The following is a 16,467-nucleotide window of genomic DNA, read 5'->3' as shown; positions in this document are numbered from 1 at the left end:
ATCTACTGTACGTGAAAGCCTCCAGATTCTGGGGGCTTTTTTTGTGTTTTTTTGATATTTTTTTCATCATTTGACAACTTCAGTCTTTAAAGAATAAAATACTAATCAATTGATTAATCATGATAGAATATTCTTTATTTTATGTACTAAACAAATCATTAAACTTGTAGTTATTTATATAAATGAATGATTATTCAGTGATTAAGCTTTTAATTTCTATTTTTAATGATATATTTGAGATTGAAAAACACACAATAAACACCTTATACCATTACACACATGAATTTTGAACTAACTGAGGAGCAGTTGGCAGTGAGAGATGCTGCACGTGATTTTGCTCAGAATGAATTATTACCTGGCGTTATTGAAAGAGATACAGAACAACGATTCCCGAAAGAACAGGTAAAACAAATGGGGGAATTAGGATTTATGGCAATGATGGTCGATCCTCAATATGGAGGAGGAGGTATGGATACCATATCGTATGTGATTGCAATGGAAGAAATCTCTAAGATTGATGCATCCGCATCGGTATCGATGTCTGTAAACAATTCACTTGTATGTTGGGGACTTGAGAAATTTGGCTCTGACGCTCAAAAAGAAAAATATCTTAAACCGTTAGCTTCTGGTGAAGCCATTGGTGCCTTCTGTTTATCTGAACCTGAAGCTGGTAGTGATGCTACTTCACAGGTAACAGAAGCTATCGATATGGGTGATCACTATCTTCTAAATGGGACAAAGAACTGGATCACTAATGGTAATTCTGCATCGATATACCTTGTCATAGCACAAACAGATAGAGAAAAAGGTCATAGAGGTATCAACTGTTTGATTGTAGAAAAAGGCATGGACGGTTTTGTTGTAGGCAAAAAAGAAGACAAATTGGGTATTAGAGGATCTGATACACACATGTTGAGTTTTACAGATGTAAAAGTGCCAAAAGAGAATAGAGTAGGTGAAGATGGATTCGGATTTAAGTTTGCTATGTCTACTTTAAACGGTGGTCGTATCGGAATCGCTGCTCAAGCTTTAGGCATCGCATCAGGAGCTTATGAGTTGGCATTGAAATATTCAAAAGAGCGTAAGACTTTTGGAAAGCCAATTAGTGAACATCAAGCTATTGCATTCAAATTGGCTGATATGGCCACTAAAATTGAAGCTGCACGTCATCTAGTATTTAAGGCAGCTTGGTTAAAGGACCAAGGTAAAGACTTTTCAGAAGCTTCCGCAATGGCTAAATTATACGCCTCTGAAGTGGCTATGGAGGTGACAGTAGAAGCGGTGCAAGTTCACGGAGGATATGGGTATGTAAAAGAGTATCATGTTGAACGTTTGATGCGTGATGCTAAAATTACTCAGATTTATGAGGGAACATCAGAGATTCAGAAAATTGTAATATCAAGAAGTATTCTAAAAGATTAATCAGCCAGAATATTTGACAAAAAAGCCGATAGAAGAAATTCCATCGGCTTTTTTATTTATAGGTGCGACTTATCGAGTCAACACCATATTATATGCTTTGATATAGTAATCATACAACTCATTCCAATCGAAATGATACGATGATTGTTCTACTCTACTACGTTGAGCAATTCGGTCTCTTCTTTCCATAGTAACGAAATCATACATGAAATTAGCCAATTCCTCAGCAGAGTGAGTGTAATCACTGTGCTTTCTATGAATAGTTTCAATTCCTTCTACTTTTGTACGTTTCAAGTCATTGATCACGAAGTCACCAAAGCCTGCTAAATCAGATGTGACTGCAGGGATACCTCTTGCGACACATTCCATTGGAGTATATCCCCAAGGCTCATAGTAAGAAGGGAATACCCCTAAGTGACATCCTCTTACAAACTCATCGTAATCGATACCAAAAAGAGGGTTCATAGAAGAAACAAAGTCAGGGTGATACACCAATTTCACTTTATCGCCTTCATAGTTTAATAAACCAGAATTGCGAGCAAAGTTTAAGATATCATCCTTAGCATCATCTTTTAAGTTGTGTGTAGTGATATAAGGGAGACGAGAAGTTTTCCAAGATTGAACAGTTCTTCTTAACTGAAGTCTTAAGTTTTCAGGAATCAACTCCTCAATGGTAGGTGTTTCAATCATGTCGCCTTTTGATGCAACATAGAATAAACGTTCACCCACACTCTTCTCCATGGCATCACAAATCTTTCTGATTTCACCTAAAACGGCTCTCGATTCTAATTCGATAGGGTTAATAGTATGATAATCTTGCTTTGTGATAAAGAAAGTAACAACAGTCTTATTGATATTATTGACTCTCAATTTATGATTCAAACGAGCAAGTGCTTCTAAAGTTAAATCGAATCCTTTGTTTTTATACTCATATCTACCTGATGTGAAGAAATATAAAGTATTGTTTAAATCAAATGAATACGATTGGAAGAAGTGACCCATTACAAATTCGTGGATCTTCTCTTTATATCTTTGATGAAGTACTTGAGACTCGTGTAAAGCTTCAAATTTATTGATATTGATACCATTAGGTACGATTGCATCAATTTCTCTACCCAATAAGTACTTACATTCTACAGCTGTTAACCTACTTACTGTACTGAAAACATGAGATCCATGAGCAGCAGCTCTTTCAATGGAAACCTGTGGTAGAATATTAAAGTGTTCTGCTTCTTTGGTCCAATTATAGGTTCCTTTCTCAAGATTTTGATAGAATTCAGGGTCGTTCATGGCTAGGTAACGACCTAGTAGGGTAGCGTGGGTAGTAAATACTGTTTTAATATTTAGGTTTCTACGACGGATTTCTGGGATAGGAATACCAGCCATCCATTCGTGCATATGTGCTACAACTTTTTTATCCGAATTATTTAAATTATCTAATTCCTGGAAGAAGTCAGTCATTTGAGAAGCCAGCATGATCGTTTGATCAAATAAGTCATCACCATCAAATGAAGGGATATTATGTGACTCCCAATTAGATTTTTTAATGTCAGTCAATTTCCATGCTTCATTATGTGGTTTAAATAATACCACACGAGGTCTCCCAGAAACCAACCATCTACCATAATGTACTTCGTAGCCTTTGTTTCTCAAAGAACGTACAGTTCTTGATACTAAATCATCACCATCGTCACTAATAGGATCAAAAACAGCAGATATGTTATTATTAACGTAGGGGCCAATTAAACAATAGTTGTCATCGCCAACTTGTTGTAAAACGTTCAGGATTTTTGACTTGATTACAGTATAGATACCCCCAACTTGATTACAAACCTCCCATGCACCTTCTATGAGCAATGGAGTTTCTTTCAAATGTACTTTCTTTGGCATATAAAGTTGTGTATAATGTTAATTATGTTTGTTCTAAGTATCGTTACTTAATTTTCAACCGATTGCACAAATATAACGACTGTTTTTAATTTATTATTTAATAAATTCAATCAGAGTTATATAGAAAGTTGTATTCAGGATTGTTATGAAATATTTTATCATTTTTTAATAATCCATAATTGTTTGATGTTGAGTGGGTTAATTTAAATTTATTTAGAAATTGATTACATATCACATCAAAAAAATTTTATATTCGTATTAATTATTATTATAAAACTAAAAAGCACGAAATGAATAACTTCGAAAAAGTTAAAGGATACTTGCTAAATCTAGGTTACGATATTAAAAGTGAGGATGAGCAAGAAGAACTATTTATTATCTCTGATGAAGAAGAAGGACTTCTTAATGTAGTAGTTGACTGTGAAGATCCTATTCTAATTATAGAAATGCATCTGATTGATTTAAATCAGGAAAAACCAGATTTCTACAAACAATTGCTGGTTAAAAACAGAAACTTTGTCCATGGTGCATTTGTTATTGATGAACAAGGGAATCGTTTGTTATACAGAGATACATTAGAGTTAGAAAACCTTGATGAGAACGAGTTAGAGGGAACGTTAAATGCTCTGAAATTAGTAATTAGCGAAAATTACTCGATGTTACTAGATTATGCACAAAACTAAAAAAGAGGAAAGGATATGTTTAAGAGATTATTTGGATGGATGTCTTCCGAGGCAAACTCGGCAATGGATAAATTAGAGGACCCTATTAAGATGACTGATCAAGGAATTAGAGATCTTAAAAAGGATTTAGATCAAAGTTTACAAGGTTTGGCTCAGGTGAAGGCCATCGCTATACGTACAAGAAAAGAATACGAACAACATAAACAAGCAACTCAAGATTGGGAAAGAAAAGCAATTATGTTGTTGCAGAAAGCACAAGCCGGACAAATTGATGCTGGTGAAGCAGATCGATTAGCCACTGAAGCTTTAAATAAAAAAGAACAAGCAGCACAAGCAGCGGCAGCACATGAGGGAATGGTAAAACAAAACGATTCTCAGGTAGCAAAGATGGAGCAGAATGTGCAAAAGCTGAAATCTCAGATTTCTCAATGGGAGAATGAAGCGAAAACATTAAAAGCACGTGCTAAAGTAAGTGAAGCTTCTTCAAAAATCAATAAGCAGTTGGCATCAATCGACTCTTCTAGCACTGTTGCTATGTTAGAAAGAATGAAAGATAAAGTAGAAGCTCAAGAAGCTTTAGCGGAATCTTATGGTGATATTGCAGATTCAAATGTCACTGTTGACGAAGAAATCAATAAAGCGTTAGGACCAGGTTCTGGAACTTCATCATTAGCTTTGGAAGAGTTAAAACAAAAAATGAGGTTAGGTGATGGTTCTACTTCTTCTGAATCAACTTCAGAACAATCTTCAACAGAAAGTAATGCTGGAGAAGAGTTATCTGATTTAGATAAGTTGAAGCAACAGCTAAAGAAAGACGAATAAGTATTAACAATACTTCAACGTCATACATTTAATAGTACTCACTATAAAATACATTATTTACTTCAAATAGTTAAAAAATGTACTTTCTAGTGAGTATTTTTTTATATGTATGATAAATTAATTGTCTTCTTTAATGGTTATTTAATGTATAATGATTAGCTTTATCTTAAACAGATTTCATAATTTTCTGTTCCAATGGTGTCAAATGAGACATTTATAACTCATTAATAGTTTATCAATTACTTATTCCGATGAAGATTACAAAGAATTACTCAATTTTTCTTTTTCTATTTGCTTTCGTTTTTTCCTTTACTACATATGGACAAAGTAAAAAGAAATTAAAACAAATGAATGCTCAACTTACTTCTGAAAATCAAGAGTTAAGAAGAAGTAAAGATGATTTAGAAAAGAAATCTAATTCACTTGCAGCAATGAATGAACAGCTTACATATGAAATGGAAAGCTTAAAATCTGATGTAAGTAAATTACAAGCTGAAAATAGTAATCTAAAAAATGAAATAGATGAGCTTGAAAGCGAAAATGAAGGTTTAGTAACTACACTTGAAAATAGTAAATCAAACTCTGGTGCTGTAGCAAATGGAAATAATATGCCTGCAAACAGTGCAAATTGTTCTAGTAAGCAAGGTGCTTTGATGGGTAATAAATCTTATTTTGTAGATCTTTCTAGCACAATTACTGTTCATGGTTGGGGCGTACAAGTGTATTCTACAAAAAGCTTATGTGATGCACAAGGTTATGCAGAGAACTTCGAGTCTTATTATAAAATGTGGAAAACCTACATTAAAGTAACAGAAGAAAACGGAGAACAAATTTATAGTGTTGTTTACGGCACATTAAAATACGAAGATCAAGCTAAGGTTTATATGGAAAACTTTAAGAAAATTGGTCGTAACGAAGATGAACGTAACGCAATTTTAGTTCAACACTAAAATTTAAAAAACATCAATACTTTTATACCACAGATTAGAATATAATCTGTGGTATAATTTTTTACAAGTAACTGATTTTGAGTAAACAATTAATTCATGTCTTCAACACAATCTTATAAGTAGAAAATTCCTTTCATTATGGAATATTTATTGCGATTAGAATTGAAGTTTAATATGAATTGAAACAAGCCTAAGTGAAAAAAAGTACAGTATCATATAAATGGAGAAAAATCGTAAAGTGGTTTTATGGCTACTTTGTGGCTTGTTTTGTGATAGCTGTTAGTAACTTTTCTGCGTTTAGACAAATTGAAGATCAAGACGTAATCGTAGAAAAAGTGATTGATTTACGTCAGATGACGATGTCTATGACATTAGCTGCTCAAGAATTTCTTTCATATGAAGCTCATTATGAAGAGTTTCATAGATCAAGGCAGGCTACACCTATTATGACAGAGTATCATAAGGTGGATAAAAAACTTGAAGCTTATGTTGGTGATATCATGGAATCGAACGATTCATGGAAAATGGCTTATGAAGATGATCTAAAACTTTTTAGCGATTTATTGGCAAAACATAGAAAAACATTCTCAAAAATTGTTACTCAATTGAAATATAGAGGTTCACAAACTTCAGGAATGATTGGTGATTTACAAAAAAGAACGAAATCTCTGCAGGAAGATCCCTATGTAAATAATGTTTTGTTAGAAGAAATGCGACTTTTAGAAAAAAGTTATCTATTAAGTGCAGATACAGCCGACTTCTACAAAATACGTGAATTGAACCATCGTCTTCAGCGGGAAGTGAAGGGAATTGAGATGCCTAATGGAAGAAAACACAATATCTTGAACCATTTGAGAAGGTATAATTCTATTTTATTGAGAATTGTTCAGGTAGATGATAGAATCGGTTTTAGAGGAGATGTTGGTTTAACCCTAACATTGCAAAATAATACAGAGGCAATCATCAAATTATCTGATGAGATGTATAAAAAAGCTCAATACAATAAAGATTGGTGGATGTCGACAAGTCGATGGATTGCAGTGATCTTTGGCACATTGTCCGTCTGTGTTTTATTGGTACTAAGCTTATCTACAAACGAATTAATCAATAAAATTAGGTAGTCGATTTATTATCGTCTAATTCATCTAATTTAAAGAAGAACCTTGCTAGTGGCATGGCAAGAATTGCAAAAGCAATCATAAAAGCTCCTCCATAGAAATAGATATCCATTAATTCGCTATCTCCAAAAAAGAAATAGGCAATCACACCTCCATATATTGGTGATACGTTATTCGCTAATGAAACACTAAAAGGAGTAATCTTTTGCATCACTTTAACAATTGAACTGTAGGCGATTATAGAGAATATAACGGCTAAGATGATGATTAGAACAATATCTAATGATGTCGGAGTGTGAAAGCTTGATTTAGATATATATTTTAAGAAATAAGGTAAGAACAAAGCTGTTGCTGCGAATGCACCACACATCTGATAAAACGTGATGACTAAGTAATGATACTTTTTTGAGTATTTCGAAGTTAGGATAGTAACAACAGCTGCAAAGAAAGCTGCTAATATTGCTGCAAACATACCCTCACTATAAGCAAATCCTGAACTGAAAATCATATATACTCCAAATAAGGCAGATAGTCCTGTCATGACCTCAGTGAATGTTGGACTTTTTTTACTAACAACCGGATAGATGAAACTAACCCATATTGGCGTTGTGGCAATACCAACTAATGTTACAGATGTATTTGACTTCTTTGCTGCTACTACAAATAATACCCAATAGATTGCAGTAAGTAAACCTGTAAAGAATAACATTACAATATGTGACATCTTTACTCTTAGATTCACCTTTTTATATAATACTACACCAAATACAATAACCGTTGCTGCCAGTGTTCTTAAGAATACAATCTCGACAGAGGATAATGTAATGTAGATATTAATGATTGGTATCATAGATGAACACATAATCCAGAAATGCAATTCAGCATAAGCGGTTTTGTCACCTGTAAAACCAAGTTTTTTGAAAATTGATTCTAAAGCCAATGTAGAATAAGTTTTATTAAAAAATTATCTATTCTCCTGAGTACGACTCAAAATATTTTATCGATATCAAGTTATTAATTTAGTCTAAAAAATTTGAAGACATATATATTTTAATGATTTTCTTCTTTAAATCTCTTTTCACCCGCTTTGATCTCTACATTTATCATATTCTCAAAAGGAGGAAGAGGGCAGTCAAAACTGTCATTGTAAGCACAATAAGGATTGTAAGCCATATTAAAATCAATATACGTTTGCATTTGTCCTTTTTTAATACCGTGTAATTCAATATATCTTCCCGCACCGTAAGTTTCTGTATCAGCCGTTAGGTCTCTAAAAATTACCATCAATAAATCTTTTGTGAGAGGAGTAGGAAGAACAGCTTTTAGTAAAGTAAGTTTGACAGTTTCTCCATTTACTTTAAATGTTGCAACACAAGATTTATAATATTCTCTTGCTTTTTCTTGAGTAGTATTTATTCTTATTTTATCAGGTTTATCTGCCCATTCTAATTGTGCATTTACACGGTAAGAGTAATCGACAGGGTAATAATTTAAATGCTCAAAAGAAGCCATTTCTACCTCACTTAAAGGACTTTCATTTTTATTTTTAAAGATTTTATCTTTGTCAGTTCTTTCTTTTAATATACGTTCAGTATACTTTGTTTGGCCTTCCTCTGATTTAGAAGAGAACAAAATATTTCCAATATAACCCAATATTGCTACCCCAATGATAACTTTTAAAACGGAACTTGTTTTCATTAATTTATTCTTAAATATGATTTCTGAGTGTAAAATTATCATTTAATTACTTTCATAAAAGCAGTTTCACGATTATTTTATTGCACAATATTAATAAATAATTGTATATTGCAAATACAATCATTACTGAACACTAATTAACTACCCTATTGCTAATGATGGCACAACCTAATCACATAAATAATTTAGTAGACAATGTCTCTAAAGAGTTGTTGTTTGAGGGATTTTTGTCTGGATTCAGGCATTACGCACTTGATGATCAAGAGTGGGAAATTATGCGTCAGAATTTGAAGTTAATAAGACATGCAACAAACCCGCATGACGAAAATGCCATTGCTGTTTTTGCCAATTCTATGATGATTGGCTATGTTCCTAAAACTCATTCAGAAATTATTGCGAATTACATCGATAAAGGAGAAAATATTATACCTGAATTAATTGATGTTAACCCAGAGGCCACTAGCCAAGAAAAAGTATACTTTAGAATCTGGAATTATAAAGTAAAACTTTCATCATAATAATATTTTAAAATCAGTAAGTCTTTTTTCTGTTTTTAGCTTCTTTTTCTCAATTTCAGCACCGGTTTTTTATTTTCAAACAATTCCTCTGGCATCACTTCTTCAAGCACTTGTTGCAGTTGAGATTGTGTTTCCAAGTTCTTCACCAATTCAATAAGGTTGATATTTGAAATTTCTTCATTAAAATACTTTCTTAAGCTTCTATTTAAAGGCTTTCTTTCTTTATACTGTTGAATGATTAATTCTTTTAGTTCAGTATTTCCCCAATGCATTTGATGATAAAGTAAATCGGCATTACGAAGATATTGGGTATTATTCAATTTAATGTCTTTCCCTTTTTCGTATTCATCTTCACCAATTACTTCTAAGTTTACCTCTTCATTCATCAATTGAATGGATGAAGCATATACCTTCTTACCAATTTTGACCCACTTCCAAAAATCGTTTAATAAAGGAATTCTAGGCGGCATGGCCACTAATTCTTTCTGATAATCATTTTGGTAAGTAGGATGATTGAGAATAGCCAAACAGTAAAAGAATATATTTTCTTTCGTCAGTTCAGACTCCTTTAAAGTACGCTCGATTTGAATTTTTTCTAAATCTTTGATCTCATTGGATAAATTACTGATACTAGAATTTATAGCCGATAACATTGATTTTTTTTCTGTAGCCCCACGATAGAGCTGAAGCATTTTATTTTGAAGTGCTTGAAGTTGAACTTGAATTAAATCTAATTCGTTATCCTCATTTTCAATAATTCCCTCAATTTTTTGAGTAAACTTATGAAGCACAGGTAAGCGTTGTGTGTGCTTACTGATCAGTCCGGTTTCGTGTATCAGAAGATCTTTTAAACTTGCTACAGTACTTTTCTTTCCTGCCTCTGGCAAGCGTGGGATATAGTATTGTTTAAAGCGTTGTAACGCCCAGTCACTAACATTATCATCAAAAGAGGCATCTTCTTTATACATCTTTAATGGTAAGAGAGTAACTTGATGTTTTCTATCAAAAAAGTCGGATAAAACCGGAGCATTGGTCGAAATTATATCAAACCCTGTAGCAGCATTTGACCCAATACATAAGACAGGTTGTTCTTTATCCAATCCAAAAGAATGTGCATTCGTCCAAGCTTTCGTATCTTCTTCAGATAAGTATACCCATTTCTTTACAAAAGGCTTTTGATATACTTTGAGATAAGTTTCTTCGAATTCTTTTTTGTTATCAGGTAAAACTGCCTGGGCTACTGTTTTAGAAGATTCTTTCTGTAAATCTGCTACTTTAGAAACCAATTGTTTTTTATTGAAATCGGTGACCCAAGATTTATTTTTCAATTGTATAGGAGAGACCGCTTGTTGAAAAATACTCTTTTCCTTTTGAGAATACATACACAAAAATTTAGTGTATTCTTCTGAAGAAAGTGTGATCCAATCTCCGGAATCCTGACTGATCTTTGAAAAGTCCTCAAGGTAGCTTGGAGCATAATACACCCCGTCAAAATCATTTTCTTTATCGAAAATAAAACAATAGACTAATTGCTGAGAATATTGATGTGCTTGAATATACACCCTATGGCAAATTTCAGCCACTTTATCTCTCCAAAATTTATATTCAGGAGCAGCGGCTAGTGAATGATCACCTCGAATGACAAGAATACCATTGTTTCCCAAACGTTTCTTCGCCCAAAGCAACCAATAGGAGACAGGGTTTCTTTTTTGATCACCAGAAAAAGCCTTTTTAACTTTATTCGTCCATTCTTTATGTGCACTTCTATTTCCCAAAGACATCTGTTGAATCGTACCAAATACAATTTGAACAGGTTCTCTATTGAGATTGATGAGTTTGTCCAGATTAGCATCCTCTTCGGTAAACTCAAAGTGTGTCTGACCTTTAGGTTGAATGTCTACAAAGCTTAAACTATTGCCATAAGAGCGCTTACTTTCAGAGATTACTACTGCACACCAATAATAGACCAATAAATCATAACAAACGATCGTATTTGATTTAGCTTCATTGTCTAAAAATGGAGGCAAGGTAAATGAAGGGTATAAATACTGCGCATGTTGTCCAGCATTATTTAAGTGTTTCTTCATCAAGGATTTGAACATGCCGTTAAAATAATCGGGCAATTCTTCTCCTTCCTCACGACCCATTAATTGAGTGTATAGCTCATTTCGATCCGTTCCGTTATCAAGAAGTACATCAATTTTTTCTTTTAACTGATGAATGCCTTCATCGAACGCATCTTTTTGTTCTAGAAATTGAAGCAGATTGTGAAATGCTAAATAAATAGGGTCAGCTTTCAGTTCCCCCAATTCATCTGATGTGAAAAGGTGAGAGGATATGCAATCAGCTACAATATGTTCACTCAACATTTTTAATAAATCGTCCACATTAAATGTAGGGAAAAACGATTTCTTAAATGTTTTTATCAAGTGATCACCATGTTGTGCTACTTCGTTTCTGAAATTGCCTGCAAACTGTAATTGTTGCTGAATATTTAGTATAGCTTCTCCTATCAAGGTCTAATTGTTTTTACGCTCAATGTAGTTTCAAATGGCAAATAAAATGAATTACTTTGATTTAGTGTAGAGAAAGTCCAACTATTAAAAATCATTTGTGATTATCCATCAAAATACTTCTCAACTTCGTATATTCGCATCAATAGAAAACACGACAAACAGCATCATCTTTTTGGATGTAATTGTCCTTTGAATAGAATATTTATGAAGAAATTATTTCTGCTTGATGGCATGGCTTTGATCTTCCGTGCTCACTTTGCGTTAATTCGTAATCCTAGGATCAACTCTAAAGGAGTAAATACAAGTGCCCCAATGGGATTTGTCAACTCCTTATTGGAAATTCTAAAAAAGCAGGAACCTACACATATAGCCGTTTCTTTCGATTTATCTGCGCCAACATTTCGTCATGAGATGTACAAAGAGTACAAGGCAAACCGTCAGGAAACACCTGAAGATATATCTATCGCCATTCCTATTGTAAAGAAAATCGTCGACGCTTTTAATATCCCTCGAATCGAAATGGAAGGTTTTGAAGCAGATGATGTGATTGGAACAATTGCTAAAAAAGCATCTGCCGCGGGAGGTTTTCAAACCTATATGATGACACCCGATAAAGATTATGCTCAGTTGGTAGATGATAATACTTTCCTTTACCGTCCATCTACAAAAGGTGGAATTGAAATTCTAGGGCCCAAAGAGGTATTAGAGAAATTCGATCTAGATAGAGTAGATCAGGTAATTGACCTTTTAGGTTTACAAGGTGATGCAGTCGATAACATTCCAGGTGTTCCGGGGGTAGGACCGAAGACGGCATGTAAACTTCTTAAAGAATATTCTACTGTTGAAGGCATTATTGAAAATGTAGATCAACTAAAGGGTAAGCTTAAAGAAAGAGTATCTGATAATCGTGAACAAGCCATTCTATCAAAAGAATTAGCGACGATTAAGATTGATGTTCCGGTAGAATTCAATGAAGAGGAATTGAAAGTAAAAGAACCAAACAAAGAAGAGTTGGTAAAGATTTTCAATGATCTTGAGTTTAAAACTTTATTGAAAAGAGTGTTCCCAGGTGAGGCACCAAAAAAGGTGGCTCCAAAGCCGGGTGAACAAACATCTTTGTTTGGAGGTGGAGCTCCTGCTGCAAAAGCGGCTCCAGTAGAAGTAGTGGAGGAAGAGATCGAAATTCCTATTGATACAATTAATTCTATCAATAAAAATTACAGAATGATCGATTCTGAGGAGAGATATCAAGAACTCGTAGATTACTTGATGAAACAAAAGGAATTCGCTTTCGATACTGAAACGACTTCTCTAGATTCATTAGTGGCTCAACCCGTTGGTATTTCATTCTCCGCTAAAAAAGATGAAGGTTATTATGTGCCTTTAACTTTAAACGAAGAGGAAGATCAAAAAATCTTATCTCACTTTAAAGCACTTTTTGCAGATGAGAAGATTTTGAAAATTGGTCAGAATCTTAAATATGATATTCAAATTTTAGATAATGTAGGTGTAGAGGTCAAAGGACCCTTCTTCGATACGATGTTGGCACATTACTTAATTGAGCCAGATAAACGACATGGTATGGATACGTTATCAGAGCATTATTTAAATTATAAGCCTGTTTCTATCGAAACTATTCTAGGTAAAAAAGGGAAGAAACAGAAAAATATGAGAGATATCCCTGCTTCAGAAGTATATGAATATGCTTGTGAAGATGCAGATATCACGCTACAGTTGAAATATGCTTTAGCAGATCAACTCAAAGAAAAAGAAGCAGAAACGTTATTCAACAATCTTGAAATGCCATTGATGGAAACATTGAGATTGATGGAAAAAGAAGGAGTTAACTTAAATGTTCCTTCTCTTGAAACATATTCTGTGACCTTGGCGGAAGAAATCGTTCAATTGGAAAAAGATATTTATGCACTAGCTGGAGAGGAATTTACTATTTCTTCACCAAAACAGTTGGGTATTGTCTTATTCGAAAAAATGAAGTTGGTCGATAAGCCGAAGAAGACCAAGACAGGGCAATATGCCACTGGGGAGGAGATCCTTCAAGGTTTGAAACAACATGAAATCGTTGGTAAAATCTTAGACTTCCGTCAGTTAAACAAACTGAAGAGTACGTATGTAGATGCACTTCCTAAGTTGATCAAAGAGGATGGTAGAGTGCATACAACGTACAATCAAGCCGTAGCAGCTACTGGGCGTTTAAGTTCGACAGATCCCAACTTACAGAATATTCCAATTCGTTCATCAAGAGGTAAGGAGATTAGAAAAGCCTTTGTTGCTCGAGATGAAGATCATGTATTTATGGCTGTCGATTATTCTCAAGTAGAACTTCGAATTATGGCTGCCTTCAGTAACGATGAGGAAATGATCAATGCATTTAAAGCGAAAAAAGATATTCACACAGCAACCGCAGCAAAAGTCTTTAAAGTAGCTGAAGAAGAAGTGGATGCAGATATGAGACGTAAAGCTAAAACAGCTAACTTTGGTATTATATACGGAGTTTCAGCTTTTGGTTTATCTCAACAATTGGACATCCCGCGTACAGAAGCAAAACAATTGATCGATGCTTATTTTGAGGAATTCCCTGCTGTGAAAAAATACATGGACGATGTGATCAATAAAGCACGTGAGGACGAGTATGTAGTCACTTTGATGGGTCGTAGAAGATATTTAAGAGATATCAACTCAAGAAACTTTACGGTGAGAGGTATGGCTGAACGAAATGCGATTAACGCTCCAATTCAAGGTACAGCAGCCGATATCATTAAGAAGGCGATGATTGATATTCAAAAATGGATGGATACACAAGACTTGAAATCCAAAATGATCATGCAAGTGCATGATGAATTAATTTTTGATGTTCATAAAGACGAATTGGACATAATGAAATCAAAAATTAAAGAGCTGATGGAAAATGCCTACGAAATGAAAGTTCCATTGGAAGTAGAAGTAGGTGAAGGTTTAAATTGGTTAGAAGCACATTAAGATGAATCAAGTGATGACGCCAACAAAAGAGAAGTCTTTTTTTATTGGTATTAAAGACTTCTTAAAATTAATTAGGTTCAATAACCTAATGATCATATTTGCGACCCAATGGTTGGGCCGAATTTTCTTAATCGGACCTTATCAAGAATGGAAAGACCATTTTACTGATGTAGGTTTTTGGTTATTGACATTTTCCACAATGTTGATAGCAGCGGCAGGGTATATCATCAATGATTATTATGATATAAAAATTGATGCCGTAAATAAGCCAAAGAAACAAGTGGTGGGTAAAGTAATGAAAAGGAGAGTAGCGATATTAACGCATACGGTCTTTAATTTTGTTGCTATCGTTATTGGTCTATTTCTATCAAAAGAAATTGGAACTATCTTTTTCTTTACGACTTTTTGGTTGTGGTTATATTCTAATAATCTAAAGAGGAGAGCATTTATTGGCAACCTTAGTGTGGCAGCAATGACCTCTATGTCCATCTTTTTGATCAATATCTATTTTATAGAACACAATAAGGCGGTGTATCAATTTGGTTTGTTTGCCTTTTTTGTTTCGATTATTAGAGAAGTGATCAAAGATTTAGAAGACAAAGAAGGAGATGCTCAATTTGGATGCAAGACTTTACCAATTATTTGGGGTGATAAAAAGACAAAACAGTTCGTATATGTTTTGTTTGCCTTGTTCGTCATCTTATCTGCTTTGATCATACAGCGCATTGAAAACGAATATTTCCAATACTATTTTTCTGGTTTGATTCTTCCAGCATTTTTCTTGATGTTTATGCTTCATAAAGCATCATCCATTAGGAATTATCATGATATCAGTAAATGGATAAAGTATTATATGTTAGCAGGTATTGTGGGGATGGTGTTTGTTTAAAAGATTTATACAAAAGGTCATTTGAAAAAAAATCAAATGGCCTTTTTATTTAAAAAAACACCCCAAAATAAAATTTTGAGGTGCTAAGCTAGTTAATTGAATTGGTAGAAAAGGGTGTTAAGCGGTCGCAACATCAGTACTTTCAAAAATCTTATCCGCCGATGAGGCGATAAAACCTTCAAAAAGTTGCCCGTCTTTAAGTTCATATCTTTTAGCAAACTCATAATAGCAAGAAGGGATTTCGTATTCTCCTTCTATAAAGTTTACCTTCGTTTTATCTGCTAGGATAGAGGATTGCTCTAATAATTGCTCTTTAGAACCTTTGATTTCACCTCCTGAAGTGTTCATAGGGAAACCGTTGTCTTTTAAGAAATCATTAACTGATTCAAGTGTATCGAAGTTCTCCAATTTGTTGACATACACTGTAAAGTGATTGGCTCTGAATCCATACACATACATCCAAGCTGCATACTCTGATTCTGCAAGAAGTTTTTCGTAGATTTTGTGAGATGGAGTACCCCATGTTCTTCCTTGTAATAGAAGATCTTCGCTACTGTAATGAGGGATTTGAGAAATCTCTACACAAGTATCAGCGACTTCCTGAAGGAACTCACTGCACAACTCTAAGCGAAGTTCTGAGATAAAGATTTTTGGCATATCCTTATCAATACGATGTTCTAGGTGAATGGCTTTGAGTTTTTTGGCTTCGAAGATATAGTCTCCTTTTTTCTCATAACCCATAGCCAAGAAAGGCTCTGCAAGCTTTTCTTTGTTGACTAAATCATGATTGAAGGTACGGATAGCAATATGGTCGTTTGCTATGTTTTTCTCTCCTTTTTTCTTGAAAATATCATGAATTTTAGCAGCAGAAGGAGTTACATTGATGTACTTCTGCCATAAAAGGTCAATAATGTTTTTCATGTGTTTATTGGTAGTGTGTATCTTATTTATAAAACGTAAAAAT

At 33.9% G+C, this 16,467-nt stretch carries 13 protein-coding genes; 8 read left to right on the top strand and 5 right to left on the bottom strand.

Features of this window, described 5'->3' with window-relative positions; translation table 11 throughout:
• The first annotated feature begins 279 nt into the window (after window positions 1-279).
• On the top strand, window positions 280-1,422 hold the full coding sequence (locus MY04_RS07580) for an acyl-CoA dehydrogenase (RefSeq protein ID WP_066208256.1): 1,143 nt from the start codon (window positions 280-282) through the stop codon (window positions 1,420-1,422).
• Window positions 1,423-1,491: 69 nt separating this feature from the next.
• Here the strand turns inward: MY04_RS07580 and MY04_RS07575 are convergent, their stop codons facing one another.
• On the bottom strand, window positions 1,492-3,312 hold the full coding sequence (locus tag MY04_RS07575) for a glycosyltransferase (RefSeq protein WP_066208252.1): 1,821 nt from the start codon (window positions 3,310-3,312) through the stop codon (window positions 1,492-1,494).
• A 290-nt stretch (window positions 3,313-3,602) separates the two neighbouring features.
• Between MY04_RS07575 and MY04_RS07570 the strand changes: the two genes are divergently transcribed.
• The 4 genes from MY04_RS07570 to MY04_RS07555 all read left to right on the top strand — a co-directional run bounded on the left by MY04_RS07570 (window position 3,603) and on the right by MY04_RS07555 (window position 6,888).
• On the top strand, window positions 3,603-3,995 hold the full coding sequence (locus MY04_RS07570; protein WP_066208251.1) for a type III secretion system chaperone: 393 nt from the start codon (window positions 3,603-3,605) through the stop codon (window positions 3,993-3,995).
• A 15-nt stretch (window positions 3,996-4,010) separates the two neighbouring features.
• Window positions 4,011-4,817 carry a PspA/IM30 family protein gene (locus MY04_RS07565; RefSeq protein ID WP_066208249.1) on the top strand — a complete coding sequence of 269 codons (807 nt, stop codon included), beginning with the start codon at window positions 4,011-4,013 and terminating at the stop codon, window positions 4,815-4,817.
• Between the two features lie 251 nt (window positions 4,818-5,068).
• Complete coding sequence (locus MY04_RS07560) at window positions 5,069-5,767, top strand: SPOR domain-containing protein (protein ID WP_066208247.1); 699 nt, start codon at window positions 5,069-5,071, stop codon at window positions 5,765-5,767.
• Window positions 5,768-5,961: 194 nt separating this feature from the next.
• Window positions 5,962-6,888: a hypothetical protein gene (locus MY04_RS07555; protein WP_066208245.1), complete on the top strand. Its 927-nt coding sequence runs from the start codon at window positions 5,962-5,964 to the stop codon at window positions 6,886-6,888.
• Here MY04_RS07555 and MY04_RS07550 read toward each other — a convergent pair.
• Window positions 6,881-7,825, bottom strand: coding sequence for a DMT family transporter (locus MY04_RS07550; RefSeq protein ID WP_066208243.1), 945 nt, complete (start codon window positions 7,823-7,825; stop codon window positions 6,881-6,883). The genes MY04_RS07555 and MY04_RS07550 overlap by 8 nt on opposite strands.
• Before the next feature lie 110 nt (window positions 7,826-7,935).
• Window positions 7,936-8,583, bottom strand: a complete 648-nt coding sequence (locus MY04_RS07545; RefSeq protein WP_158297610.1) for a DUF1684 domain-containing protein — start codon at window positions 8,581-8,583, stop codon at window positions 7,936-7,938.
• A gap of 158 nt (window positions 8,584-8,741) precedes the next feature.
• Between MY04_RS07545 and MY04_RS07540 the strand changes: the two genes are divergently transcribed.
• The gene (locus MY04_RS07540) at window positions 8,742-9,101 is read left to right on the top strand and encodes an HIRAN domain-containing protein (RefSeq protein WP_169055524.1); all 360 of its coding nucleotides are present in this window, start codon (window positions 8,742-8,744) and stop codon (window positions 9,099-9,101) included.
• A gap of 35 nt (window positions 9,102-9,136) precedes the next feature.
• Here the strand turns inward: MY04_RS07540 and MY04_RS07535 are convergent, their stop codons facing one another.
• The gene (locus tag MY04_RS07535) at window positions 9,137-11,617 is read right to left on the bottom strand and encodes a type ISP restriction/modification enzyme (protein WP_066208240.1); all 2,481 of its coding nucleotides are present in this window, start codon (window positions 11,615-11,617) and stop codon (window positions 9,137-9,139) included.
• A 204-nt stretch (window positions 11,618-11,821) separates the two neighbouring features.
• Between MY04_RS07535 and polA the strand changes: the two genes are divergently transcribed.
• Window positions 11,822-14,614, top strand: a complete 2,793-nt coding sequence (polA, locus tag MY04_RS07530; RefSeq protein WP_066208238.1) for a DNA polymerase I — start codon at window positions 11,822-11,824, stop codon at window positions 14,612-14,614.
• A 1-nt stretch (window position 14,615) separates the two neighbouring features.
• A complete protein-coding gene (locus MY04_RS07525) occupies window positions 14,616-15,503 on the top strand; it encodes a geranylgeranylglycerol-phosphate geranylgeranyltransferase (RefSeq protein WP_066208236.1) in 888 nt (295 codons plus the stop codon).
• Window positions 15,504-15,620: 117 nt separating this feature from the next.
• On the opposite strand, the gene MY04_RS07520 is transcribed toward MY04_RS07525, so the two are convergent.
• Window positions 15,621-16,424: a DUF1338 domain-containing protein gene (locus MY04_RS07520; RefSeq protein WP_066208233.1), complete on the bottom strand. Its 804-nt coding sequence runs from the start codon at window positions 16,422-16,424 to the stop codon at window positions 15,621-15,623.
• Window positions 16,425-16,467 lie beyond the last annotated feature (43 nt).

The sequence above is a fragment of the Flammeovirga sp. MY04 genome (genome assembly GCF_001682195.2).
In the GTDB taxonomy this organism is placed as follows: domain Bacteria; phylum Bacteroidota; class Bacteroidia; order Cytophagales; family Flammeovirgaceae; genus Flammeovirga; species Flammeovirga yaeyamensis.
Note: the sequence above shows the minus strand (reverse complement) of the source record. Positions and strands in the feature narration are given on the sequence as shown.